The 25,579-nt window shown below is 69.2% G+C and carries 22 protein-coding genes; 9 read left to right on the top strand and 13 right to left on the bottom strand.

Features of this window, described 5'->3' with window-relative positions; all coding sequences use genetic code 11:
- Positions 1 to 4: 4 nt before the first annotated feature.
- On the top strand, positions 5 to 823 hold the full coding sequence (locus ACXVUM_RS07860) for an FAD binding domain-containing protein (protein ID WP_458521265.1): 819 nt from the start codon (positions 5 to 7) through the stop codon (positions 821 to 823).
- Positions 820 to 3,465 carry a molybdopterin-dependent oxidoreductase gene (locus tag ACXVUM_RS07855; RefSeq protein WP_458521264.1) on the top strand — a complete coding sequence of 882 codons (2,646 nt, stop codon included), beginning with the start codon at positions 820 to 822 and terminating at the stop codon, positions 3,463 to 3,465. Before ACXVUM_RS07860 ends, ACXVUM_RS07855 begins: the two co-directional genes overlap by 4 nt.
- Here ACXVUM_RS07855 and ACXVUM_RS07850 read toward each other — a convergent pair.
- From ACXVUM_RS07850 to ACXVUM_RS07830, 5 genes are all read right to left on the bottom strand, one after another.
- Positions 3,435 to 5,129 carry a DUF222 domain-containing protein gene (locus ACXVUM_RS07850; RefSeq protein ID WP_458521263.1) on the bottom strand — a complete coding sequence of 565 codons (1,695 nt, stop codon included), beginning with the start codon at positions 5,127 to 5,129 and terminating at the stop codon, positions 3,435 to 3,437. The two genes, ACXVUM_RS07855 and ACXVUM_RS07850, sit on opposite strands and share 31 nt — an antisense overlap.
- A gap of 79 nt (positions 5,130 to 5,208) precedes the next feature.
- Positions 5,209 to 6,159: an NADP-dependent oxidoreductase gene (locus tag ACXVUM_RS07845; protein WP_458521262.1), complete on the bottom strand. Its 951-nt coding sequence runs from the start codon at positions 6,157 to 6,159 to the stop codon at positions 5,209 to 5,211.
- 75 nt (positions 6,160 to 6,234) lie between these two features.
- Positions 6,235 to 6,843 (bottom strand): TetR/AcrR family transcriptional regulator, encoded by a 609-nt coding sequence (locus ACXVUM_RS07840; RefSeq protein WP_458521261.1) that lies wholly within the window; start codon positions 6,841 to 6,843, stop codon positions 6,235 to 6,237.
- A gap of 41 nt (positions 6,844 to 6,884) precedes the next feature.
- Positions 6,885 to 7,814, bottom strand: coding sequence for an oxygenase MpaB family protein (locus ACXVUM_RS07835; RefSeq protein ID WP_458521260.1), 930 nt, complete (start codon positions 7,812 to 7,814; stop codon positions 6,885 to 6,887).
- A 77-nt stretch (positions 7,815 to 7,891) separates the two neighbouring features.
- Positions 7,892 to 8,374: a MarR family winged helix-turn-helix transcriptional regulator gene (locus tag ACXVUM_RS07830; RefSeq protein WP_458521259.1), complete on the bottom strand. Its 483-nt coding sequence runs from the start codon at positions 8,372 to 8,374 to the stop codon at positions 7,892 to 7,894.
- A 110-nt stretch (positions 8,375 to 8,484) separates the two neighbouring features.
- Between ACXVUM_RS07830 and ACXVUM_RS07825 the strand changes: the two genes are divergently transcribed.
- Complete coding sequence (locus ACXVUM_RS07825; protein ID WP_458521258.1) at positions 8,485 to 8,850, top strand: DoxX family protein; 366 nt, start codon at positions 8,485 to 8,487, stop codon at positions 8,848 to 8,850.
- A 141-nt stretch (positions 8,851 to 8,991) separates the two neighbouring features.
- Positions 8,992 to 10,293: a lipase family protein gene (locus tag ACXVUM_RS07820; RefSeq protein WP_458521257.1), complete on the top strand. Its 1,302-nt coding sequence runs from the start codon at positions 8,992 to 8,994 to the stop codon at positions 10,291 to 10,293.
- On the opposite strand, the gene dnaB is transcribed toward ACXVUM_RS07820, so the two are convergent.
- Positions 10,290 to 12,503, bottom strand: coding sequence for a replicative DNA helicase (gene dnaB, locus ACXVUM_RS07815; protein WP_458521256.1), 2,214 nt, complete (start codon positions 12,501 to 12,503; stop codon positions 10,290 to 10,292). The two genes, ACXVUM_RS07820 and dnaB, sit on opposite strands and share 4 nt — an antisense overlap.
- A gap of 512 nt (positions 12,504 to 13,015) precedes the next feature.
- On the opposite strand from dnaB, the gene ACXVUM_RS07810 reads away from it, so the two are divergent.
- A complete protein-coding gene (locus ACXVUM_RS07810; protein ID WP_458521255.1) occupies positions 13,016 to 14,026 on the top strand; it encodes a DUF3089 domain-containing protein in 1,011 nt (336 codons plus the stop codon).
- A 75-nt stretch (positions 14,027 to 14,101) separates the two neighbouring features.
- Here ACXVUM_RS07810 and rplI read toward each other — a convergent pair whose 3' ends face one another.
- From rplI to rpsF, 4 genes are all read right to left on the bottom strand, one after another.
- A complete protein-coding gene (gene rplI / locus ACXVUM_RS07805; protein ID WP_458521254.1) occupies positions 14,102 to 14,557 on the bottom strand; it encodes a 50S ribosomal protein L9 in 456 nt (151 codons plus the stop codon).
- Between the two features lie 17 nt (positions 14,558 to 14,574).
- Complete coding sequence (gene rpsR / locus ACXVUM_RS07800; protein ID WP_458521253.1) at positions 14,575 to 14,838, bottom strand: 30S ribosomal protein S18; 264 nt, start codon at positions 14,836 to 14,838, stop codon at positions 14,575 to 14,577.
- Between the two features lie 62 nt (positions 14,839 to 14,900).
- Positions 14,901 to 15,419: a single-stranded DNA-binding protein gene (locus ACXVUM_RS07795; protein ID WP_458521252.1), complete on the bottom strand. Its 519-nt coding sequence runs from the start codon at positions 15,417 to 15,419 to the stop codon at positions 14,901 to 14,903.
- A 141-nt stretch (positions 15,420 to 15,560) separates the two neighbouring features.
- Positions 15,561 to 15,848 carry a 30S ribosomal protein S6 gene (rpsF, locus tag ACXVUM_RS07790; RefSeq protein WP_458521251.1) on the bottom strand — a complete coding sequence of 96 codons (288 nt, stop codon included), beginning with the start codon at positions 15,846 to 15,848 and terminating at the stop codon, positions 15,561 to 15,563.
- 160 nt (positions 15,849 to 16,008) lie between these two features.
- Here rpsF and ACXVUM_RS07785 point away from each other — a divergent pair, with 160 nt between their 5' ends.
- Together ACXVUM_RS07785 and ACXVUM_RS07780 are read left to right on the top strand one after the other, a co-directional pair.
- Positions 16,009 to 17,997: a phosphotransferase gene (locus tag ACXVUM_RS07785; RefSeq protein WP_458521250.1), complete on the top strand. Its 1,989-nt coding sequence runs from the start codon at positions 16,009 to 16,011 to the stop codon at positions 17,995 to 17,997.
- A 3-nt stretch (positions 17,998 to 18,000) separates the two neighbouring features.
- Positions 18,001 to 19,527, top strand: a complete 1,527-nt coding sequence (locus ACXVUM_RS07780; protein WP_458521249.1) for a hypothetical protein — start codon at positions 18,001 to 18,003, stop codon at positions 19,525 to 19,527.
- Here the strand turns inward: ACXVUM_RS07780 and ACXVUM_RS07775 are convergent.
- The 3 genes from ACXVUM_RS07775 to ACXVUM_RS07765 form a co-directional block, all read right to left on the bottom strand.
- The gene (locus ACXVUM_RS07775; RefSeq protein WP_458521248.1) at positions 19,416 to 20,987 is read right to left on the bottom strand and encodes a glycosyltransferase family 87 protein; all 1,572 of its coding nucleotides are present in this window, start codon (positions 20,985 to 20,987) and stop codon (positions 19,416 to 19,418) included. The two genes, ACXVUM_RS07780 and ACXVUM_RS07775, sit on opposite strands and share 112 nt — an antisense overlap.
- 10 nt (positions 20,988 to 20,997) lie before the next feature.
- Positions 20,998 to 23,163, bottom strand: coding sequence for a transglycosylase domain-containing protein (locus tag ACXVUM_RS07770; RefSeq protein ID WP_458521247.1), 2,166 nt, complete (start codon positions 23,161 to 23,163; stop codon positions 20,998 to 21,000).
- 82 nt (positions 23,164 to 23,245) lie between these two features.
- On the bottom strand, positions 23,246 to 23,650 hold the full coding sequence (locus ACXVUM_RS07765; protein WP_458522819.1) for a DUF5318 family protein: 405 nt from the start codon (positions 23,648 to 23,650) through the stop codon (positions 23,246 to 23,248).
- 220 nt (positions 23,651 to 23,870) lie between these two features.
- Between ACXVUM_RS07765 and ACXVUM_RS07760 the strand changes: the two genes are divergently transcribed.
- Entirely contained in the window at positions 23,871 to 24,467 is a 597-nt protein-coding gene (locus tag ACXVUM_RS07760) for a PadR family transcriptional regulator (protein WP_458521246.1), read from the top strand.
- Positions 24,460 to 25,557 (top strand): inositol-3-phosphate synthase, encoded by a 1,098-nt coding sequence (locus tag ACXVUM_RS07755; protein WP_458521245.1) that lies wholly within the window; start codon positions 24,460 to 24,462, stop codon positions 25,555 to 25,557. The genes ACXVUM_RS07760 and ACXVUM_RS07755 overlap by 8 nt, the downstream gene beginning before the upstream one ends.
- Positions 25,558 to 25,579 lie beyond the last annotated feature (22 nt).

Here is a 25,579-nt window from a genome sequence, read left to right as displayed (position 1 = left end):
GGAGGTGGATCTGCATTTCGTGGACGACGTCGTCCGACCGGTCACCCGCGGCGATCTCCCTGCCCCGCGGCCCGGCGACACGCTTCTCGCGGGCGGGACCGCGGTGATGGCCGACCCCAGCCCGGACATCCGACGCCTCGTCGATCTCACCTCGCTGCACTGGCCGGATCTCACGGTGCGGCAGGACGGGCTGGAGATCGCGGCGACCTGCACGATCGAGCGCCTCATCCACGGTGAGTATCCCGCTGCGTGGCAGGCGGTCTCGCTGTTCGCCTGGTGCGCCGACTCGCTGCTGGCCTCGTACAAGATCTGGCACACGGCGACGGTCGGCGGGAACATCTGTCTCGCGTTGCCCGCGGGGTCGATGACGTCGCTGTGTTCCGTCCTCGACGCCACGCTCCTCGTCTGGCACCCCGACGGGACGGACTCGACCCACCGCGTCGACGAGATCGTCGTCGGCAACGCCCGCACCGTGCTGCGTCCCGGGGACGTCGTCCGGTCCGTCCATCTCCCCGCGAGTGCGTTGGCGGCCCCGGTGGCGATGCGACGCATCTCCTATGCCGAGTACGGACGCGCCGGTGCCGTCGTGCTGGGGCGTCGCACCGGCGACGGTGTCGTGGTCTCGGTGTCCGGGGCGACGGTGCGACCGATCGTGGCAGTGGTGGCGTCCACTGATGTCGACGAGATCGTCTCCACCTGCGCTGCAGCTGTTCCCGACGACGCCTGGTTCACCGACGCGCACGGGACCACCGAGTGGCGACGAGCCGTCGTCCCGCACCTGGTGCGCGAGGTGGCCGAGGAGCTGGTGGGAGGTACGCGATGAGGGTCGACGGGCGTGACGTCCCCGGTCAGCCTGCGCCGGGCCAGTGCCTGCGGACCTACCTGCGGGACGCCGGACATGTCGCGGTGAAGAAGGGGTGTGACTCCGGCGACTGCGGTGCGTGCAGCGTCGTGATGGACGGGCAGGCGGTGCACTCGTGCATCATCCCGGCCTTCCGTGCCGTCGACGCGGACATCGTCACCGCGGCCGGTCTGGCCGACGGTGAGGACCTGCACCCTGTACAGCGGTCGTTCGTCGAGCGGGCGGGCTTCCAGTGCGGCTTCTGCACCGCGGGGATGGTGGTCACCGCATCGACCTTCGACAGCGCCCAGGCCGCCGACCTCGACCGGTGCCTCAAGGGGAATCTGTGTCGCTGCACCGGCTATCGGGCGATCGCCGACGCGATCGGTGCCGCGATCGGTGCCGCGACCGGGACCACACCACCGGACGAGGCGGCCTCGGTTCGCGCACCGGCCGGTCCCCGAATCGTCACGGGTGCAGAGCAGTACACGATGGACGTCGCCGTCGACGACCTCGGGCACATCGCGGTGCTCGGCAGCCCTCACCCGTCGGCACGGATCGTCGACATCGACACGTCGCGCGCGGAGGCCGCACCGGGCGTGCGGGCCGTCCTCACCCACGACGACGATCCCGGTGTCGCGTTCTCCACCGCGCGACACCACTCGCGTACCGACGACCCCGACGACATCCGGGTGTTCGACACCCGGCTGCGGTACGTCGGTCAGCGCGTCGCCGCGGTCGTCGCGGACACACCGCGGCAGGCGCGTCGCGCCGTCGAACTGATCGAGGTCGTCTACGAGGTGCTGCCGGCGGTCGTCGACGCCGAGGAGGCGATGGCGCCCGGCGCCCCCGCTGTCCACGGTGACAAGGACCCCGAGACAGCGCGTATCGCCGATCCGGCCCGCAACGTGATCGCCGAGATCCACGGTGAGGTCGGCGACGTCGCCGGCGGTGTCGCAGCGGCGCGTGCCGCGGGAGGCGCAGTCGTCGAAGGGGAATGGCACACCGCCCGTGTGCAACACGTACACCTCGAGACGCACGGCACCATTGGATGGATCGACGACGGCCGGTACGTCCTGCGGTCGAGTTCGCAGGTCCCGTTCCTCGTCCGCGACGAGCTCGCGTACGTGTTCGGGATGGAGCGCGACAGCATCCGGATGGTCGCCCCGCGGATCGGCGGTGCGTTCGGGGCCAAGCAGGAGCTGCTGACCGAGGACGTCGTGCTGCTCGCCGTCCTGCGGACGGGACGACCGGCCGCGTACGAGATGTCACGGACAGATCAGTTCACGATCGCACCGTGTCGCCACCCGATGCGCGTCCGGGTGACCGCGGGTGCCGAGCCGGACGGGACCCTGACCGCGTTGGCGATCGACGTCCTGTCCGACGCGGGCGCCTACGGGAACCACAGTCCCGGTGTCATGTTCCACGGGTGTTCGGAGTCGGTGTCGCTGTATCGCAGCCCGAACAAGCGGGTCGACGCGCACTGCGTCTACACCAACAACCTGCCGTCGGGGGCGTTCCGCGGCTATGGGCTCGGTCAGGTGATCTTCGCGGTCGAGAGCGCGATGGACGACCTCGCGCGGCGGATCGGCATGGACCCGTTCGACTTCCGCCGGCGGAACGTGATCACTCCCGCCGAGCCGTTCGTCACCTGGCAGGTCGAGGATCACGATCTGGAGTTCGGCAGTTACGGACTCGACCAGTGTCTGGATCTCGCCGAGTCCACGCTCCGCGAGGGCGCCGAGGATCCGGACCGCGGCGGGCACGGGTATCGCGACCTGGCGGACTGGGTGGTCGGCGAGGGGATGTCGCCGTCGATGATCGCCACGATCCCCCCCGACGGACATGTCGCCGACGTGACCGCCGAGCTGCGGGCCGACGGCCGGTACGTGGTGTCGGTCGGTACCGCCGAGTTCGGCAACGGGACCACGACGGTGCACCACCAGCTGGCCGCGGACGCGCTCGGCGTCGATCCGGCCGACATCGTCGTGCGGCAGGCCGACACCGATGTCGTCGACCACGACACCGGGGCGTTCGGGTCCGCCGGCACCGTCGTCGCGGGGGCTGCCGTGCAGCGGGCCTGTCAGGAACTCCGTCGACGGGTCGACGCGGGCGAGTCAGCGCCGATCGTGGTTCGTGGTCGGCACGAGGGCACCCCTCGGTCGGTGGTGTTCAACGTCCATGCCGTCCGTGTCGCGGTTCATCTCCCGACGGGGCGGGTGCGGATCCTGCAGTCGATCCAGGCCGCCGACGCGGGGACGGTGCTGAACGAGCAGCAGTGCCGCGGTCAGGTGGAGGGTGGTGCCACTCAGGCGATCGGCTCGGCGCTGTACGAGGAGATGATCCTCGCCGACGGCGTGGTGCAGACCGATGTCCTGCGGAGTTATCACATCCCGCGCCTGTCGGATTCGCCGTACACGGAGGTCTTGTTCGCCGACACGTACGACCGTCTCGGGCCGTCCGGCGCGAAGTCGATGAGCGAATCCCCGTACAACCCGGTCGCTCCCGCGATCGCGAATGCCATCTGCGACGCCACCGGCGTCCGTGTGCGGGAACTGCCGATGAACCCCGCCCGCGTCTGGGCGGCGCTCCATCAGAACGGGGGCGGGTTCGCCTCGTCGTAGCGTTCGATGGCGCGGAGGTGTGCGGCTCGGTCGCGGTGGCGTGTGGTGGTGAGTGTGGTTCGGGCGGGGTGGTTCTCGGGTGTTGGTGGTGGTCCTAGGGCGGGGAAGATGTCGAGGGCGGTGTAGGCGTTGCCCAGGAACATGTGTCCGGTGGGGGACTGGAAGAACGCCTCACCGAGGGGCCCTTGGTAATCCCGCCACGCGCGGTTGAAGGTTTTGGTGCGGTGGTGGAATCGGCACAAGGGTTTGAGGTTGTCGCGGCTGGTCTGCCCACCGCTCTCAGGGTTCTGGTGGTCAAACGGGGTGGTGTGGTCGAGGTCGATGTTCCAGGCGGGTGCGGAGCAGCCGGGGAAGGTGCAGCAGATCTCCGACGCCCGGATCAGCGCGGCGAGCTTCTTCGACGGCACGTAGGTTGCTGCGGCTGCGGCTGCGGCTGCGGCGGTGCGGGTGGGGTCGTCGCGGTGGAGGACGTCGCGTTCGGCGTTGGCGAGTAGGGCGCGCATGGTGTCGGCGTCGATGATGCCGCGGCCGTCGAGGTAGCCGGGCTGATCATCCAGGCCGAGCAGGGTCGTCAGGTTGACCACGATGTGGAAATACGGCCGCGCTGGGCCCACCGGTGGGGCGATCGGCTGCGCGGCCGCGGGATCGACGGGTTCGGGCGCGTCGGTCGGGGGTGCGGGATCGACCGCAGGTTCCGGCGCGTCGAGTTCCACCGGTGCGGGATCCACCTGGGCATCGATATCGACATCGACATCGACATCGACATCGGTATCGGTATCGGCATCGGTGGTCTGTGTGCAGTTCTCGCAGCCGCAGCCGCAGACGAGGTGATCGAGGCCGGCGGCCAGCGCGACCAACGCGTCGGCGCGGCGTTGGGCCCGGGTGCGGGGATCACCGGAGTGCAGGGCATCGGCCATCGCGGATAGGCGGGTGTCGATGGTGGTGGCGTCGATCATGGGTAGTGACGCCGAGACCCGCGACGCACCGGGCTGGAACCGATCCGGGCGGATGGTGACATCCCGATCGGCGGCGGCCCGTTCCTTACGACGCACGAGTGCGTCGGGGTCGATGGTGGCGACGAGGTGATCGACCATCGCGACCAGGCGTGCCCGTGACACCGGTGGCCGGTCGAACAGGGCTTGCGCGATGTGGGTGTCGAGGATCTTCACCAACTCCGGGTCGACCACCAGTCTGGTGCGGGCGCAGATGAGCAGGAACCCGGCCAGATCGATGCGTCCCACGGCCAGGGCGTGGCCGGTGAACACCAACCGGTAGCGGGCGACGTCACCAGCGGTGATGACCTCCCGTGCTTTCGACGCCGGGATGGTGAGTACGGCGCCGACCTCGGCGACGGCACGCTCCATCCCGTCGGGCCCGAACTCCGCGCGGGGATCCCGCCCGACCATGCGGTCCACGTGATCGGCCATCAACTCGTCGAGCGAGGCCTTCTGCCCGGAGTCGTGGGCGGCGACCTCGACCAGGTAGTCCTCACAGCGGGCGTCGTGGATCAGCGACGCCGCAGACAGCAACCGGTAGTCCGCGGAGGCGGTGATCGACCGGCAATGCGCCAACACCTCGACCAGTTCCTCGGCGGAGAGTCGTTCGTCGGCGGCCAGCGACGCCACGACACCCGAGGTGTCGAACGCGGTGACCGTCTCGCTCATGACATCGAACATACATTCGACCACCGACAGAAACGAGGGGTCCCGGCGAGCCTGTGGACAACCCGCGGCGCGCTCCGGGTCAGGCGAAGTCGAGAACGAGCCGGCCGCGGACTCCACCCGCCTCCATGCGGCGATGTGCCTGCGCAGCGTCAGTCGCCGGCAACACGTCGGCCACGCGCGGGGTCAGGACACCGCCCTCCACCAAGGACACCAACTCACGGAGGTCACCGGAATCTCGGACGTGATCGGCCACGCGGATGTCACGCCGGATGATGCGGTCCGTGTCGGTGGTGACTCCACCGATCTCGCCCCATCGCACTGCGAGGTACCGGCCGCCGTCGGCCACCGCCGGCATCACCGCATCGCCCATCACGGCGCCGTCGACCAGTGCCGTGACGCCGCCCGGGGCCAGCTCGCGGAACCTGTCGGCGACATCGTCTCCCCGCCGGACGACCTCGGCCGCGCCGAAGGCACGGACCGTCGCCTCGTCCGCCTCCGACGCATCCGCCAGAACCCGCACCCCGCGGTGGGAGGCGATCTGCACGATGTACCCGCCGAGCGCGCCGGCCGCGCCCGTCACCGCGAGCGTGTCCCCACTGCCCAGATCGGCGAGGGTGAGCGCGACGAGGGCGGTCAGCCCGTTCATCGCGATGGTCGAGGCCGCGTACAGGTCGGTGTCGGACGGCGCGCGAGCCACCGAGGCGGCGGGGACGACTATCGAGTCCTGGTACGCACCACCGCCGTCGAGGACAGGCAGCGTGATCGCGATCACCTCGTCCCCAGGAGCGAACCCGGTGTCAGGGTCCGCGTCCTCGACGATCCCCGCCGCGTCCCATCCCGGGACGTAGGGAGGTGCGACGTCGGCGTATCGGTCACGGCCGACGCCTGACCGCGTCACCAGGTCGGATGGGTTGACCGCCGCTGCGTGGACGCGGATCCGGACCTCGCCCTCGCCCCGCTCGGGTTCGGGGACGTCGACAGCGGTGAGGACGTCCGGCTCGCCGAAAGTGGTGAATCCGATGGCACGCATGGTGGTCCCTCCGGTTGGCGTACAGGGTTCTCCCGGTCAACGCGTGCCCGGCAGAGCGTGTTCCGACCGTCCGGGTCAGTGCACCATCGGGGCGAGGAAGGTCGTAACCATGACGCGGATGGCAGTCTCGTCGTCGATGTCGACAGCTGCTGACGAGCGGCGGGACACCGACACCAGCACGCGGAAGATCAGATCCGCTGCGATGCGGAGTTCGTCGTCGGGCATCGTTGCGCCGGCGCGTCGCAGTGTCCCCGCGATGAGCGCGCTGACGGTGTCGATGAGCGAATCACCCTCTCCCGCATCGGCGGTACCCACGACGAGGTCGAGCATCTCCGGCTCGTCGACGAGGAGGCGTTTCGCAAGGGTGCTGCCGCGGACCTCGCGGGTGGCGAGCACGAACGACTCGACGACTGCCTCGCGCGGACCGAGTCCGCGTGTGGCCTCGCCGAGATCGTGGCTGAGCTGCAACGACATTCGACGCACGACGGCGACCAGCAGGTCTTCCTTACCCGGGAACCGACGGTAGAGGGTGCTGCGGCTGACGCGGGCGACACGCGCGATCTCGTCGAGACTCGCGCGACGCACACCGACTGCGGTGAACTCGGCCTCGGCGGCGGAGACGATCTCGGCTTCCTGCTCGGCAGGCGACGCCGACGTACGGAGTGCTGGGCGGCGCGCGGCCATCGTCACGTCCCTCCGCTCACGACTTCTCGGTCGCGGCAACCTTACGCGGGGCGGTTGCCGATGCGGCGGGGATCGACACCCGCGCGCGCCCACGCGTCCACGGCCCACGGGACGTACAGCGTGGACATCGGCAGGCGGGTGATCACCGGGTTCAGGGCACGCATCGTCGCGGCGAACCGCTGGAACCGCCGCTCGTCGCGCGCGGTCCACTCGAGGCGACACACGTCGCGCATCTGTGGGGGAAGCGTCCCGACCACCACGACGTGCATCGCGGCGTCGACAGCCGGTCCGATGACCCGCCACACCGGCGCGGGCACCTGCTTCGGACGCGGGACGCCCTTGCGGAGGTAACCCGTTGCGTACGTGATGGTCTTCGTGGGGACGAAGCGGTCGAGCATGGAATCCCAGTAGGCGCGGAACTCGTCGTAGGTCTGCGGCTGCGTCCGGTCACTCACCCCGTACAGCGCGTACCAGGCCTTGCTCTCGGAGAAGATCTGCTCCTTCTCCGCCTCCGACAGCCGACGGATGAACGTGTCGGTGGTGTAGAGGACCTGGTCGACGAAAGTGGCGTGCGCCCAGTAGAACAACTCGGGATTCAGGGCGTGGTACCGCGAGCCGTCGCTGTCGACGGTGCCCTTGATGGACCTGTGGAAGTCACGGACCTTCCGACCCCACACGGCCGGGGTCTCGCTGTAGATGGTCTTCATGATCGGCGGAACGGTCCGCCGGGCGCGACCCGCGAAGTCGCTGAAGATCACCGAATGGTCCTCGACGCCCTTCGCGAGCTGCTCGATGCAGTTCTCTGTCCCTGCGACCCGCTGGAAGCTCAGCACCGCGCGCCGGTCACCGTAGAACTTCCAGATGAGCGAGGTCGGCCCCAGCGGGTTCACCTCGTCCGCTGTCCCGGCGTCGTCGACAGGCATCGGTTCGGCCTGACGGATGCCCTCGTCGAATCCGATGCTCATCGCCATCTCCACACGGTCACTGGATCACTGTTGAGACGAATATACATTTCTGTCTCAGCAGTGCAACGTGGTGGTCAGGCCGGCTAGGCCCCACGTCGGGTGCCGGCCTCCGCCATCGTCTCGAATGCCGTTGCGAGAGCATCCAGATCGAGGTCACCGAGACGCGAGATGACCAGATCGCGCACCGCGGCGAGGTGACCGGGGTACGCGGCCTCCAGTGCGGCGAGCCCCTCTGGACGGAGTACCGCGACGGCACCGCGACGGTCGCACCCGTCGCGCGCCTTGTCGACGTATCCGCGCCGCCGGAGCCCGTCGATCAGACGCGTCATCCGGCTCGCCGAGAGGCCGACGGCGGTGGCGAGCTCGCTCATCCGACACCGCCGTTCCGGCGCCTCGGAGAGGATGACCAGCACCTGGTATTCGCCAGAGGTCATCCCCGAGTGGGCGAGCAGATCGGCCTCGAGCGCCCGCGGAACGACGATCAGGCCGCGCGCCAACGCTCGCCACACCCGCGCCTCTGCGGCGTCGAGTGGACGGGGGCCGTCCTCACGGGCCGCCTCTCCCATCGACAGCTCCCTTCGACGGATCGTGACGACGAGCAGCTTACTTGCGTCAGCAAGGACTTGGCTGCCATCCTGGGCTCCTTGCTCACGCAACAATCTTCCGGGAGGCACACATGACAATCGTCGCGATCATCCTCAGCATCGTGGTGGCGCTGATCAGCGCCGGCGCGGGCGCACCGAAGGCCGCGCTCAAGGGCCCGGCCACCGAACAGCTCACGGCCCGCGGCCTGAGCGCGAATCTCGTCCGCTTCATCGGTGCGGCCGAGGTCGCCGGCGCGATCGGTCTGCTCATCGGTCTCGCCTGGCAGCCGCTCGGCATCGCGGCGGCGATCGGCCTGGTCATCGTCTTCATCGGCGCGGTCGTCTTCCACGCGCGCTTCGGCGACTTCTCCGACACGCAGACCCGCGGTGCCGCCCTCCCGTCCGTGGCGGTGATGGTCCTGTCCATCGTGACCCTCGTCGTCGTCGCCGCTGCCTGAGACCGGCGCCCCCGGCCGCAACCGTCGGCCGGGGTACCGTCGAAAGGCTCCGACACGACGGCGTGTCGGATTCGTTGCAGAGGATCACCCATCAGCTCACACGACTGCGCCGCCGCGACAACGCCCGGTCACCCCCTCGGTGTGCCGCACGAGACACTCGTCGCCGGGCGATCGCCACGGCTGCCCCGTGAGGACGACTTCTACCGGGCGGTCGACGGGTTCGAGAACGCCGCGCCGGGAACCGTCCTTCGTTCACGCGACGTGGAGCTGGCGTTCCTCGGTGTGATCCCTCAACGTGTGCGCGCTGTGCAGCTGAGCTACCGCACGGTCGATCTGCGCGGCGAGCCGATGGTCGCGGTGACGACCGTCCTCGTGCCCGACCGGCGTGACGACGGCGAACCCACACCGATCGTCTCCTACCAGTGCGCGATCGACGCCGTCACCGGACGGTGCTTCCCGTCGTACGCCCTCCGGCGGCGGGCTCGTGCGGTCGGGTCACTGCCCCAGCTCGAACTCCTGCTGATCTCGTCGCTGCTGGCCGAGGGGTGGGCCGTGTCCATCCCGGACCACGAGGGGCCGCAGGGACTCTGGGGCATCCCCTACGAGCCGGGCTACTGCGTCCTCGACGGCATCCGCGCTGCACTCGCCTTCGCCCCGCTGGGTCTGCGTCCGGACGCGCCGATCGGCCTCTGGGGGTACTCCGGCGGCGGTCTCGCGACGGCCTGGGCCGCCGAGATGTACGACTCGCACGCCCCGGAACTGAACGTCGTCGGCGCCGTACTCGGTTCGCCCGTCGGCGATCTCGGCCACACCTACACGCGCCTGAACGGCACCTTCTGGTCGGGCCTGCCGGCCCTGGTGGTCAGCGCGCTGCGCCACGTCTACCCCGAGCTGGATCGCATCATCGACGACCACGCGACCGAGGCCGGCCGCGTGAGACTGGCGCGACTGCAGTCGATGACGACGGTGGAGGCCGTCGCGCGGTTCATGTTCACCGACATGGACGCGTTCCTGGACACCCCGCTCGACGAGATCCTCGCGCTCCCCGAGGTGCGGCGTGTCTTCGACTCCATCCGGCTCGGCCAGTCGCCGCCGACGGTCCCGGTCCTGCTGGTGCAGGCCTGCAACGACCGCATCGTCGCGGTCGACGACATCGACACGCTCGCACGCACATACGCCGCCGCCGGGACCGACGTCACCTACCACCGCGACAGGTTCAGCGACCACATGCTGCTGCATCCGATGTCCGCCCCGACCGCACTCCGCTGGCTCCGGGAGCGCATGGAGGGCAGACCTGTCGACGAGAACCGACGGCGCACGACCTGGCCCACACTGGTGAACCCGTCGACCTATCGCGGGATGATCCGCCTGGGCACGATCGCCGGAAAGGTTATGTCCGGCAGATCGATCCCTCGTCGGGAACTGTCGGAACTCGACCGCTAGCCGCGCGCCATGTTCCGGAAGCGGGACATGTGGAGCTGGTGGGCGACGGTGATGGTCGCGGTCGGGCCGTTGCGGTGCTTGCCCAGGATGATGTCGGCCTCGCCGGCGCGGGGGTCGTCGCGCTCGATGGAGTCCGGGCGGTGCAGCAGGATGACCATGTCGGCGTCCTGCTCCAGCGAGCCGGACTCACGCAGGTCGGACACCTGGGGCTTCTTGTCGGTGCGTTGCTCCGGACCACGGTTCAGCTGGCTGATCGCGACCACCGGCACCTCGAGCTCCTTGGCCAGCAGCTTGAGGTTTCGGGAGAACTCCGAGACCTCCTGCTGACGTGACTCGACCTTCTTGCCCGACGTCATCAGCTGCATGTAGTCGATGACGACGAGACGCAGGTCGTGACGCTGCTTGAGCCGGCGCGCCTTGGCGCGGATCTCCATCATCGTCAGGTTCGGAGAGTCGTCGATGAACAGCGGCGCCTCGGAGATCTCACCCATGCGGCGGGCGAGGCGGGTCCAGTCGTCGTCGCTCATGCGACCCGACCGCATGTCCGCCAGTTTGATGTTCGCCTCGGCCGAGAGCAGACGCATGACGATCTCCGTCTTGCCCATCTCGAGCGAGAACATCGCCGAGGTCAGCTGGTTCGCGATGGAGCAGCTGCGCAGGAAGTCCATCGCCAGCGTGGAGTTGTGGGTGGGGATCATCGACTCGCCGGCCAGGTACAGGTGGTCGGGGTTGTCGACCTCGACGCACCGCACCGGAACTCCGTCGATCGGCCGGACGTCGACGATCCGGCGCGACCCGGCGGGGCGACGCAGCTCCTTGTGGCGAATCGCCTTGCGGTGCACCGTGAACACGTCGTCGTCGGCGTCGATGCGTACCCAGCCGGTCGCCGCACGACGGTAGGAGAAACCCAATCCCGCCGCGAGGTCCGCCACGACCGAGGTCATGTGCTGCGTCGCAGCCGGGACCGTGATCCAACCGTCGTCGTCGACGATTCCGCGCGCGTCCAGCAGACCCGCCAGCAGCGCCCGTCGCTGGGCGATCGAACCGCGCAGGTACTCGTAGGGGATGCGCCCACCGAGGTCGGACATCAACGCCATCACGTCGACGGGGCCCTCGGCATCGATCCGCATCGCGATCTCGGGATCGTCGAACGCCATGCCCGCCAACGCCGCAACGGTGTAGGGGCCGTAGCAGAACCGACGACGCGGGAGGTTCAGCGGCTCGGCGTTGCGCACACCGACCACGCCTTCCTGGCCGCGCAGCTGACCGGTCGTCTGCACCGACGAGCCGGTCTCGGTCTCGGTGAGCCACTGGTGCTGCTCGTCGGCGACGAGGACCGAGCCGTCGGAGAACTCGACCTCGTAGCAGGGGCGGTCGGTCATGACCTCGGTCGCGGCGACCACACGCGTCGGCCGTCCCTGTGCGTCGATCAGGTGGTCGCCCACCTTGACCTCGCCCATCGTCGTCCACCCGGACGGGGTGGGCAGCGGCGTGTCCAGCGCGAGCGCCTTCCCGACACCGGGGCGCGCGGCGACGATGATCATCTGGCCCGGGTGCAGACCGTTGGTGACCGCGTCGAGATCGGCGAAACCGGTTGGCACGCCCAACGACAGACCACCGCGGGACGCGATCGAGTCGATCTCGTCCATGGTCGGCTGGAGCAGTTCCTCCAGCGGCACGTAGTCCTCGGCGGTGCGACGTTCGGTGACCTCGTAGACCTCGGCCTGCGCGCGGTCGACCACCTCGGCGACGTCCTGGCCGTCGTCACCGCCGTAGCCGAACTGCACGATGCGGGTCCCGGCCTCGACGAGACGCCGCAGGATCGCCTTCTCCGCGACGATCTGGGCGTAGTAGCCGGCGTTGGCCGCGGTGGGCACCGTGGAGATGAGGGTGTGCAGATAGGGCGCGCCACCCACGCGACGGAGTTCTCCCGCCCGCTCGAGCTCGGCGGAGACGGTCACGGCGTCGGCGGGCTCCCCCTTGCCGTAGAGCTCCAGGATCGCGTCGTAGACGGCTTGGTGCGCCGGGCGGTAGAAGTCACCGGGACGCAACACCTCCAGCACGTCGGCGATGGCGTCCTTGGAGAGCATCATCCCGCCGAGCACCGACTGCTCGGCCAGCAGATCCTGCGGGGGTTGACGGCCGAAGTCCTGCGCCGGTGGCTCATCACGGTCACGAGGCGCATGACCGCGTTCATCCACAACAGCCACAGCTGATCCTCCCGACTCGACCCTGCCCGGTCTGTGCTCGAGGCACCTCGCCCCGCCGCCGGTTGTACCCCGCGGCACCGACACCGCGAACGGCGCGGGCGACAGGAGACGACATTAGGTCCCGTTGTGGCGACGTCCAACCGGGCGTGTGGACGGATGTGTGCACATCCTGTGGACCGATGCGGGAAAGGATGTGCACGGCGTGTGCACAGCTGTGGACGGATGGGGCTCCGTACACCCGTCCGCGCTGGTCAAGCACCGGTAAAGACGTGGACAAAAGAAATCTCGATTCACTCGGCGTGTCGCGTGGCGCCGTGCCGTCGGGCGTGTCCGTCGAAACGCAACCGACGGCACGCGTCGAGAGGGTGAACACCAGCCGACACGGGGGCGACGAGAACGCGAGGAACGCCGACGTGTCGTCTACTGGAGACCGACGACCAGCGGAACGGCGGGAGAGACACATGACACCACGGAGACGATCCGTACGGCTCGTCAGGGGGTCCCTCGCCGTGATGGCCGTCCTGGCGGCCCTGCTGCCGTTCTGGGCGGCAGGGACGGCCGCCGCCGAACCGGCCACCCAGGGGTCCACCCTGTGGCTGTGTCGCCCCGGTCAGCCCGCCGACCCGTGCGGCGGCCGCGGCGACGCGCCGGTCGACTGCTTCTACGTCTATCCGACGGTCTCGCTCGCCTCCGGCGCCACTGCGCCGTTGCGCGTCGGCCCGGAGGAACGGGTGATCGCCGAACAGCAGGCAGCTCCGTTCGGCTCGCGGTGCCGCGTGTGGGCGCCCGTGTACCGGCAGAGCACACTACGAGGTCTGTTCTCCGCGAGGACATCTGCCGACCGGACCGCGGCACTGCGCGTCGGGTACACCGACGTCCTGTCGGCGTGGCGGGACTATCTCACCCACGACAACGACGGGCGCGGTGTCGTGCTGATAGGCCATTCGCAGGGCACGCTGATGTTGCGGACGCTGCTGCGCGAGGAGATCGAGCCGTCGCCGGCACACGACCGGCTGCTGTCGGCGATCCTGCTCGGCGGCAACGTCCTCACCCGTCCGGGGTCGCTCCTCGGCGGCGACTTCACCCGGACCCCGCTGTGCACCGCACGGGCCGAGATCGGCTGTGTCATCGCCTATTCGACGTTCGGTCGCACACCCGGCGCCGACGCCCGCTACGGCAGGCCCCCGGCGGCAGGAGATGCCGTGAGCCCGTCCCGCGAGCTACCCAGCGGTCCCGGTTACAGCGTGGCGTGCACCGATCCCGCAGCCCTCGGCAGCACGTCGACCGCTGCGCTGCACAGTCGGATCGCGGGCCGTTCGGTCACCGGGTACCGCGGCCGCTGCACCACCGGGACCGGTCCGCACGTGCTGCAGGTGAGCGGCGGCAGCCCCGTGCCGGCCTCGGCACTGCCCGAGCTGCCCGACCGCACCTGGGGTCTGCACCTGCTGGACGTGAACATCGCCCAGGACGACCTCGTCGGCCTCGTCGGAGCGCAGGCGCAGACCTGGGCCCTCCGGCACTGATCGAGCACCACCGGAGAAACACCTCGGCCCCCGAACGCATCTCGCGTCCGGGGGCCGAGGTGTGGTCGGCCGGGATCAGCCGGCGGCGACCACCGAGATCTGCACCGACGCGGTGACGTCGGGGTGGAGGGAGACCTCCACGGGGTAGGTGCCGGTGGCCTTGATGTGCCCCTTGGGCAGCGACACCGAGCGCTTGTCGACGACGGGTCCGCCCGCGGAGCGGATGGCACCGGTGACGTCACCGGTGGTCACCGAACCGAACAGCTTGCCCGAGTCGTGGGTCTTGACGTTCAGCGTGACCGCGTCGAGCGCCTCGAGGGACTGCTTGAGCTCGTTGGCGTGCTCGAGGCCGCGCACCGCGCGGGCCTCCTGGGCACGGCGGATGCCGTCGACCTGCTTCTGGGCGCCACGGGTGGCCGGGATGGCCAGGCCGCGGGGCAGCAGCAGGTTCCGGCCGTAGCCGTCCTTGACCTCGACGGTGTCGCCTGCGACACCGAGGTTCTCGACCTCTGCGGTGAGGATGAGCTTCATGGTGTGATCCCTTCCGCTCAGCGCGCCGTCGAGGTGAACGGCAGGAGCGCCACCTCGCGCGAGTTCTTCACCGCGACGGCGACGTCACGCTGGTGCTGGACACAGTTGCCGGTCACACGACGCGACCGGATCTTGCCGCGGTCGGACAGGAAACGACGCAGCAGCGACGTGTCCTTGTAGTCGATGACGAGGTTCTTCTCCTTGCAGAAGGTGCAGGCCTTGGCCTTGGTCACCTTCTCGGCGCGGGCCTTGCGGCCACCGCCGCTCTTCGCCTTGGGCATTCGTTGTTCTCCTGATGGTTCGAGCGCACGCACACGTGCGGTGCGCCCTCAGATGTGTCGTGTCAGAACGGGGGCTCGTCGTCGCTGCCGCCGAACGACCCGCTCGCCGGGGCACTGCCCCAGGGGTCGTCGGTCGCTGCGCCGCCGCCGGAGGACGCGCGGTTTCCGCCGCCGCCTCCGGAACCGGATCCGTAGTTCCCGCCGCCGCCACCGCCGCGCGAGGCACGGTTGACCTTGGCCGTCGCATACCGCAGCGACGGACCGATCTCGTCGACCTCGAGCTCGACGACCGTTCGCTTCTCGCCCTCGCGCGTCTCGTACGAGCGCTGCTTGAGACGGCCCGAGACGATCACACGGGCACCCTTGGTGAGGCTCTCCGCGACGTTCTCGGCGGCCTCACGCCAGATGCTGCAGCGCATGAACAGCGCCTCGCCGTCCTTCCACTCGTTGGACTGACGGTCGAACATGCGCGGCGTCGAGGCCACGGTGAAGTTCGCGACCGCTGCGCCGGAGGGGGTGAAACGCAACTCCGGGTCAGCCGTGAGGTTCCCGATGACGGTGAGGATGGTGTCGCCGGCCATGGATCAGCTCCTTGGATGGATCGATGCGAGAGGGGCGGGTTCGGTGTGGGTCGGTGAGGACTCTCGCCTCATTCGACCCGCCGGGCGTCGATTCGGTTCCGTCTTCGACGAAATCTCCTCGCAGACACCCGACCCGTGGGCTCACTTGCCCGCGCGCAGCACCTTCGTCCGCAGCACCGACTCGTTCAGCTTCAGCTGACGGTCGAGCTCGGTGACGGTCTTCGGCTCGGCATCGATGTCGATGACGGCGTAGATCGCCTCGGAGTGCTTCTGGATCTCGTAGGCCAGCCGGCGCTTGCCCCAGATGTCGACCTTTGCGATCGTGCCGCCGTCGTTGCGGATCACGTTCAGGAACGTGTCCAACGACGGGGCCACGGTGCGCTCGTCGAGACTCGGGTCGAGGATGACCATCAATTCGTAGTGACGCATGGGGATCCCATCACCTCCTGTGGACTGAGAATCGGCCACGGACTGTCCGTGGCAGGAGGGTCGCCTGCGTCGGCAACTCGCCCACGGTACAGCAACGGGTCGTGACCAGCGAAATCATCGACGCCACCGCGCAGCCCTGAGCGCGGTAACCTCCTCGCTCGTGCCCGGTTGGTGGTCCCTCGACGAGATCGACGCGGAGTGGATCCGTGAGGTCCTGCGGGTGCGCGACGCGCACTCGTGGGACGTCGAGACCGTCACGTCCGGCCGGATCACCCGGACCGGCCGGTTACGGGTGACCGGCGACGACGGCTCCGTCATGCGGTTCGTCGTGAAGTCCGCCGATCCCGGGTGGGACGGTCCGATCGACCCGCTGGTCCGCGAGCACCGGTTCCACACCGCGGCACACGGTGGGTCGCTGCCGATCTCGCCGTGTCTGGCCGACCGCCTCGACCCCGATGCCCGCGTCTACTGGCTGGTGTTCGCCGACGCAGGTCCCGGCGCGTACGGCAGAGACCTGGCCGGCCCGGCGTACACGACGTCCTTCCTGGCGATGGCCTCGATCGCACGGGTGCACCGCGCAGTCGATCCTGCCGAGCCGCGACCGTCGTGGCTCGAGCCGACACCCGTCCCGGACCGCGACAGCGTCGGCGAGGACTACGTCCGGTTCGTCCAGCAGTACGGCGAACGGCTCGACCCGGTCCATCTGTCGATCGCCAACCAGGTGGTCGCCTCCATCGGCACGCTGACCGATCACGCCGGTCGACTCGGTGCACGGATCGGTGTGGTGCACGGCGACATGCGTTCCGGGAACCTCATCTTCGGCGGGCACCGCGCGACGCACCCGGTGGTGATCTCGAACTGGAACCACGTCGGCTGGGGTCCCTGCGTCGTCGACGTCGCGTCCTACCTCGCCCTGTCGTTGCCGGTGGACGTACGCCGCGCCTCCTACGACGAACTGCTCCACCGCTACCTCGTCGCGATGGACGCACCCGTCGGACCCGAACGGCTCGACGCCCTGCGCCGGGAGATCCACGACCACGCCTTCCTGGTGCTGGTGCAGGTGCTCCGACGGGCCGTCGAGACACCTCGCTGGGAGACGTCGACCCGGGGGGCGACCGAGGTGTGGCCCACCCTGTTCGCCCGGGCCTGTGAGTTCCTCGACGACCTCGGCAGGCCGTCGAGCACACCGGCACGCGCGCGACCCGTGCCCGAGCCGCTGCCGGGCGACGAGTTCCCCCACCCCGAGGCGGTCGGCGACGGTCGCAGCGAGGAGTGGATCCTCGCGGTCGCCGACGCCCACGAAGGCGTCGGCGCGTGGGTGCGTTTCGGCCGCCACACGGGCCTGGACGAGGGCGCGTACGTCGCCGTCTCGATCACCGGCCCCGACATACCGCCGGTGTGGCTCACGGCGCTGACCCCGGGCCTCGACGAGAGCCTGTCGCTGCGGACCCCCGACGTCCACATGGAGCACACGGTCGTCGAACCGTTCCGACACGTCCATCTCCGCTTGACCGGCCGGGGCCACGCGGCCGGCGCCGACGTCGACATCGCGATGGACCTGCACGCCTATGCGTCGGCCCGTCCCGCGCTCTACGGCGTCTCCCCGTTGCTGCTGGTGCCGTCGGTGGTGACGGGGACCATCACCGTGTCCGGTCTGGGCCCCACCGAGCGCCGCTTCCCCGTCGACGCCCCGGGCTACCGGGAGCACGCGTGGGCAGGCACCGACTGGTGGGACATGCGCTGGACGGCGTTCACCGCCCACTTCGACGACGGCAGTGACATGAACGGCCTCGACATCCGGGTCCGGGGACTGGCCCCGATGTCCCTCGGACATCTGCAGTCGACGACGACCCCTCCGATCCTCCTCGACGTCTGCCGGGTGCTGCAGGGTCCCGACGAGATCGACGCCACCTGGACGTTCGCCCTCGAGCCGGGGTCGCACACCCTGACCTTCACACCCGTCTCCGGTGCGCCGGTCCTCCGACCGGGCGGGGCCGCCGAGACCCTGATCCGACGGGTCTGGGGCACCTTCACCCGTAACGACGGTCACACGGGGATCGGCTGGGTGGAGAGCGAGCCCCAACCGGTCACACCGGACGGAGCGTCACAGGGCGTGCACGACCCCACAGCTTCTCCCCCTAACCTGTAGCCCATGTCCGCCCTGTCCGTCGCCGATCGTCGACGGCTGCGCCGTCGGGCCCTGCGCGGCGAGACCACCGTGCTGATGCTGGTCCTGCTGCTGTGCACCCTCGTGTTCATGACGCTGGGGTTCCTCGGGAAGCTCGACTGCGGAGGGCCGCCCTACGACGCGTCCGGCCGCAGCGCGCACTGGCCCGTCGGCAAGCACGAGCTCCTCATGCCGTGTTACTCGGATCTGCAGTTCCTGTGGATCGGCCGCGACATCAACAACCACGTCTTCCCGTTCATCCACGGCGGCATCCGGCCCGACGGGGTGCTGTTCGGTGGTGCCGTCGAGTACCCGGTCCTCTCCGGTCTGCTCATGTACATCGGGGCGATCGGGGCCCACACCGACACCCAGTTCTTCGTGCACTCGGCGATCCTGTTGGCGCCGTTCGGGATCCTGGTCACGGTCCTGCTCGGCCTGCTGGTCCGGTGGTGGGCGCTGCTGTGGGCGGCCACGCCTCCGCTGATCCTGTACGCGTTCCACAACTGGGAACTGCCCGTCGTCGCCACGGCGGTCGGTGCCGTGGCGCTGATGGTGTACGGCGAGTCGACCTCGCCGCGGACGGGACGCCCGCGGATACCGTTGCGCGTCAGCGGTTCCCTGGCGTCGGTGATCCTGGCCGTCGGGTTCTGCCTCAAGCTCTATCCCGGTCTGTTCGTGCTGCCGCTCGCAATCTACGTCGCGACCCGAGGGCTGCGTCGCGCCGACCTGACGTCGATGGCCGGCGTGCGACGAGGTGTCGACACGATCGGCGCTGCCTGGGTGATCGGCGCGGCCGTGGTGACCGTCGCCGCCATCCAACTGCCGTTCATGATCGCCGGTTTCCAGGGGTGGAAGGCGTCGCTGACGTTCCAGGGGCGCCGCAAGTCCGACGTCGACACCAACTCGATCTGGTATTGGGGGCTACGCCACTTCACCGACGGGATGACGCCGACGTACAACTCGATCGTCGGTGTGGCCTCGCCGACGCTCATCCTGGTCTCGTTCGTCGTCGTGATCGCCCTGGGCATCCGGGCATGGCGCTCGGGCCAGGTGTTCCCGTGGGTCGGGGTGAGCGCTGCGATGCTGGCCGGCTTCATGCTCTTCCACAAGGTGCACTCGCCGCAGTACACCCTGTGGATCCTGCCGTTCTTCGTGCTGCTGCGGGTGCCGTGGCAGCTGATCCTCGTCTACCTGATCGGTGATCTCGCGCTCGACCTGACCATCTTCCGCCTCTTCGGGATCTACACCTCGGGCCAACCGATGAAGTGGTGGGTGATGACCGGGGTCAACGTCGGCGTGTGGTCCCACGCCATCGTCCTGGCGATCCTGCTCGTCGCCTTCGTCCGCGCGCCGGTGCGGTGGCAACGCCCTGCCGCTCCCGAGGAGGTCCCGCCGAGGGACTACCCGACCGCCGTCGTCGGCGTGGGCGCCGGCGCATCCGAGGTGGGTCCGCGAGACGGCCGCACCGCGTCGGGCGCGCCGTCGAGCACACCGCCCGCCGGATCGTCGTAGAGGCGTCCGCCCACGCCGACCCGCACGAGATCCCTGCGCGGGTGGTAGATCTCCCAGATCACGACGGCGCACAGGCCGAGCACGGCGAGGAAGCGCAGCACGACCGCGCCGGTGAACCACTGCTCGGGCAACCACTTCACGTCCGCCGGTAGATACAACCCCATCCGCGGGATCCAGACGGCCGCGTCGAGCACCATCCACGCCATCAGCAGACGGAACCGCGGCAGTGCCAGCACCGCGACGGGCACGAGCCACAGCGAGTACTGCGGGCTCCACACCTTGTTCACCAACAGGAAGCCGGCCAACACCAGGAACATCAACTGCGCCAGGCGTGGTCGCGTCGGCGCCGTCAGACCGATCACCACCACCGCGACGCACACGAGTACGAACAACCCGACGAACAGTGCGTTCACCAACGCCGACTGCCCGTTGGCGTCGGCACCCCAGTCGTATCCGGTCACGCGCGTCACGACGGTGAACCAGGTGTCGGGATCGACACCGCGGGCGGAGTTGTAGCGGAAGAACTCCCACCAGCCCGAGGGGAACAGCGCCGCGATCGGCAGGTTCACCACGATCCACGCCGCGATCGCGGTCACCGTCGCCACGGTGAACTCGCGCACCTTCCCGGCACGCAGGCACAGCACCGCGAGAGGGATCAGCAACAGCGCCGGGTACAGCTTCGCCGCCGCCCCCAGGCCGATGAAGATGCCCGTGGCCCACGGGTTCCGCCGAGACCACGCGAGCATCGCCAGCGCCAGGAACGCCGTCGCGATCGCGTCGAAGTTGGTGAACGCGTGCACGATGACCAATGGTGAGACCGCCGCGATCGCGACCGACCACACACGCACACCCGCGGTGAGGGCCGTCGCCCAGATCGTCACCAGCCAGAACAGCGCGAGCCCCAGCGCGCACACGACGAAGAAGACGACCACGTCCAGGGCGGACGGGAAACCCCAGTGGTCGTGCAGCCATTGCCATCCCGCGGTGACCTGCGCCGCGCCGTACATGTACATCCCGGTGAGAACCGGGTACTCCATGCGACGGACCTGCGGCGTCCCGTCGGGCTTGTCCTCGGTCCACGACACCTTGTAGGGCAGTGCCCCGGTGTTCAGATGCTCCGCGGTGTAGAGCGGGACGGTGTCGGAGTAGCAGAGGGCGATGTACTGGCGGTGGTGGTCCCAGTCCAGTCGCTCCACCCCGGTCTGCGGGTCCGGCGCCTGCTGCAGACATCCGGCCTTGCCGTACCAGCCGAGCGCGAGCGCGACGAGCGCCAGCAGGAACACCACCCGCAGCGGGGTCCAGTACCGCGACCGACCGACGACCGCGTGGAGCCCCACCGGTCCACCGATCGCGATGGAACCGTCGCGGGCCACCGGGTCGCTGTGGCTGGGCAGGACACGGTCCTCCGCCTCGCGGGGATCGGCTGCGAACCTCGTCGGCGACTCGAACGCGTCCGCCACGTCAGGCGCCTCAGCCGCCGTTTTGGAACGGATCGTTGTTGTCCGGTGTCGGCGTGGGTGTCACCACCGTCTCGGTCGGCGGACCCGGCAGCGGGATCGTCACACCCGGCGCGAGGGTGGCCGAGGGCGGCGCGAACGTGGTCACCGGTGCCTGCGGCTCGGTGGTCTCCGTCGCCGACCGCCTCGACCGCGTGGGCTGCTCGGTGGTCTCCGGCGCCTCGTACGGGACACCGGCGACGCCACCGATCGCGGCGGGCTCGGGGAACTGCTCGATCGGCTTGCCCTCGAGCGCACCGTCCATCGCGGACTGCCAGATGTCCGACGGCAGACCCGAGCCGTACACGATCGACCCGGTGTAGTTCTTCAGTGCGACACCGGCATCGGTGCCCACCCACACCGCCGTGGACAGCTGCGGGGTGTACCCGACCATCCAGGCGTCCTTGTTCTGCCCGGTGTCACCGAGCTGCGTGGTGCCGGTCTTCGCCGCCGACGGCCGGCTGCCCCCGTCGAGGGCGTGGCCGCGCGAGTACGCCGCGATGGGCTCCATCGCCGAGGTCACGTTGTTCGCCACGGCCGCGGAGAACCGGCGCTCGCCGGCGTCGCTCTTGCGCTCGTAGAGCACCGTGCCGTCGGAGGTCTCGACCTTCTGGACGAAGTGCGGTGCGTGATAGACGCCCTGGTTGGCCAACGTCGCGTACGCCGACGCCATGTCGATGACGCGGGACGGGTACTGGCCGAGGACGACGCCGCCCTCGACGCCGCTGCCGTCGGTGTTGGTCAGCGTCTGCTTGATGTCGCCGAAGCTCTCGGCGATGCCGGCCTGGTGGGCGGCGTCGGCCACGGCCTTCGCCTGCCCGTCGAGGTCCATCATCAGGCGGTAGTAGACGGTGTTCAGCGACATCTTCAGCGCGGTCGCGAGGTTGCACGACCCGCAGGACTCACCGTCGGAGTTGGTGACGGTGAGGCCCCCCGGCGCGTCGAACGGCGAGGAGCTGTAGACCTTCGACAGCGGGATGCCCTGCTCGAGTGCCGCGACGAGCGCGAACACCTTGAACGACGAGCCGGTCTGCAACGCCGCCTGGGCGTAGTCGTAGCCCTGCCCGTTGTTGCCGCCGAAGTAGCCGCGGACGGCCCCGGTCGACGGGTCGATGGAGACGGCGGCGTCGCGGATGTTCTTCGGCTCACCGTCGAGCTCGTCGTTCGCCGCCGACACCAACGACCGCTGCACCTGCGGGTCGATCGTCGTGGTGATCTTCAGACCCTCGGTCTGGACGTCCTGCTCGGAGATGTTCAGCGAGTTCAGCTCGGCGAGGACCTGCTGCTTGATGAGCCCGTTCGGCCCGCTGGTCACGTTGCCGGAGGTGTCGCTCGGAGGATCGACCTTCGGGTACTTCAGCGCGGCCTCGTCCGACGGCGACAGCGCGCCGATGGTGACCATGCCGTCGAGCACATACCGCCAGCGCGCCTGCGCCGCGGCCGGGTTGGTCGCCGGGTCGTAGTAGGACGGCGACCGGATCGACGAGGCGAGCACCGCCGCCTCCGGCACCGTGATCTTCGCGATGTCCTTGTTGAAGTACGCCTTCGCGGCGGCGGAGACGCCGTAGGCACCGCGCCCGAAGTAGATGGTGTTCAGGTACGCGGCCATGATGTCGTCCTTGGACCACTCGTTCGACATCTTCGTGGCGATCGCGAGTTCCTTGAACTTGCGGGTGTAGCTGCGTTCGTCGCCGACGAGGGCGTTCTTCACGTACTGCTGGGTGATCGTCGAGCCACCGCCGGCGTCGGCGTTGTCGGTGAGCTGGCCCAGGACGGCGCGCGCGAGACCCGACACCGAGAAGCCGGCGTTGGTGCGGAACTGGCGGTCCTCGGCGGCGATGACGGCGTCCTGCATCGCCTTGGGGATCTGGTCGATGGAGACGTCGGTGCGGTTGCCCTCGGGCGGCACGATGCGGGCGATCTCACCGCCGCGCGAGTCGAGGATGGTCGCGACCTGGTTCTGCTTGATCGCGTCCGGACCCGGGACCGAGGCCCCCAGGTAGGTGAAGAGGAACACGACGGCCATCACGACGACGGCGAGCGGCACCAGACAGCCGACCACGCCGACGATCCAGGCCACCACGTTCAGCCGCGACCGCTTCCTGTCCTGCGTCGCGCGCGCACCAGTTCCGTTGCTCACGTCTGTTCTCACCGTTCTCGTTCTCGCCTCGGCCGCACGGCCGAGGGCGGGGTGTGGTCACCGCACCGGCGTCCCACAGGGGTCAGTCTGCACTCCCCGCGGCGCGACGTGATCGTCGCTGCCGTGGTCGGGGTACACGTCCTGCGACGAACGACTGGACCAGATGGTTCCATCGGCAGCTCCGGCACACCTCCACGACGTGGACGGTGAACTCCTCGCTGTCGGCCGCGAGCCGGGTGATCTCGTCGATCGACCGGGCCGATCCGTTGACCGTCCCGAGCCTGTCGCCGAACACCCACGACACGAGCGTGAGCTGTTCCTTCCGGCAGATCGGGCAGATCGCGTCGCTGGGTCGCCCGTGGAAAGCGGCCGCGCGCAGGAGATACCGGTCCGCGTCGCAGACGGCCCCGACGGCCATGCGCCCCGCGTCGACCTCGGACAGCAGGGACCGGCGCTGCAACGCGTAGTCCACCGTCTGTCTCTGCACCAGCACGAGGACAAGAGTACGTGGCCCGCCCGCGCACGGACCCGTCGTCCGGACCGCCGACGATCGACACGGCGACCCACTCGCGCGCAACCCGGCGACCGTCGGCACGCAACGCCTGGTTCATGTCCGGTTTCCTGTACCGGTTATATCGGCGCGATACATTGTGTGTACCATCGGCTGGACACGTTCGTTCGACAGGTCGGTGGAAGGGGTTCGTCCAGTGCTCGAGTTGGCAGTGCTCGGCCTCCTCCTCGAGGCGCCGATGCACGGCTATGAGCTGCGCAAGCGCCTCACCGGGCTGCTCGGCGCGTTCCGTGCCTTCTCCTACGGCTCGCTGTACCCGACGCTGCGTCGGATGCAGGCCGACGGCCTCATCGTCGAGGACGCCGGGCCGCAGGGGACGCTCAAACGGCGGGCACGACGCGTGTACAAGCTGACCCCGGCGGGCCGCGAGCGGTTCGCCGAACTGGTGGCCGACACCGGTCCGCAGAACTACACCGACGACGGGTTCGGGGTGCACCTCGCGTTCTTCAGCCGCACACCGGCTGTGGCGCGCATGCGCATCCTCGAGGGCCGTCGCCGCCAGGTGGAGGAGCGCCGCGAGGGTCTGCGGGAGGCGGTCGGTCGGTCGACGCGCGCCGTCGACCGGTACACCCGCCAGCTCCACCAGCTGAGCCTGGAATCGAGCGAACGCGAGGTGCGGTGGCTCAACGAGCTCATCGCAGCCGAGTCCGCGGCCGAACCGGACGGTCCGGTCCTCGAATCCGACACAACGGCAGTTTCGCAACAGAAAGAAGGAGAGCCCGACCATGGGTGACAACAAGTCCGTCCGCGTGGCGATTGTGGGCGTGGGCAACTGCGCCTCATCCCTGGTGCAGGGCGTGCAGTACTACAAGGACGCCGACGAGAACGCGGTCGTCCCCGGCCTCATGCATGTGATGTTCGGCGACTACCACGTCCGCGACGTCGAGTTCGTCGCCGCGTTCGACGTCGACGCCAAGAAGGTCGGCTTCGACCTGTCCGAGGCGATCTTCGCGTCGGAGAACAACACCATCAAGATCGCCGACGTCCCGCCGACCGGCGTGACGGTGCAGCGCGGCCACACGCTCGACGGCCTGGGCAAGTACTACCGCCAGACCATCACCGAGGCCGACGGCGAGGGCGGCGACGTCGTGCAGACCCTCAAGGACGCGCAGGTCGACGTCCTGGTCTCCTACCTGCCCGTCGGCTCCGAGCAGGCCGACAAGTTCTATGCGCAGTGCTGCATCGACGCGAACGTCGCCTTCGTCAATGCGCTGCCCGTGTTCATCGCCTCCGACCCCGAGTGGGCCGAGAAGTTCCGCGCGGCCGGTGTGCCGATCGTCGGCGACGACATCAAGAGCCAGGTCGGTGCCACCATCACCCACCGCGTGATGGCGAAGCTGTTCGAGGACCGTGGCGTCGCTCTCGACCGCACCTACCAGCTCAACGTCGGCGGCAACATGGACTTCAAGAACATGCTCGAGCGTGAGCGCCTGGAGTCGAAGAAGGTCTCCAAGACCCAGTCCGTCACCTCGAACCTGACCGGTTCGCTCGCCGGCAAGATCGACGACAAGAACGTCCACATCGGACCGTCGGATCACGTCGAGTGGCTCGACGACCGCAAGTGGGCCTACGTCCGCCTCGAGGGTCGCGCCTTCGGCGACGTGCCGCTGAACCTGGAGTACAAGCTCGAGGTGTGGGACTCGCCCAACTCGGCAGGCATCATCATCGACGCCGTGCGCGCGGCGAAGATCGCCAAGGACCGCGGCCTCGGCGGCCCGATCCTCCCGGCGTCGGCCTACCTGATGAAGAGCCCGCCGGAGCAGATCGCCGACGACGTCGCGCGTGAGCAGCTCGAGGCGTTCATCATCGGCGCGGATTCCTGACCAGCCGAATCCTGATCGGCGC

This window comes from Williamsia sp. SKLECPSW1 (assembly GCF_054332755.1).
Note: the sequence above shows the minus strand (reverse complement) of the source record. Positions and strands in the feature narration are given on the sequence as shown.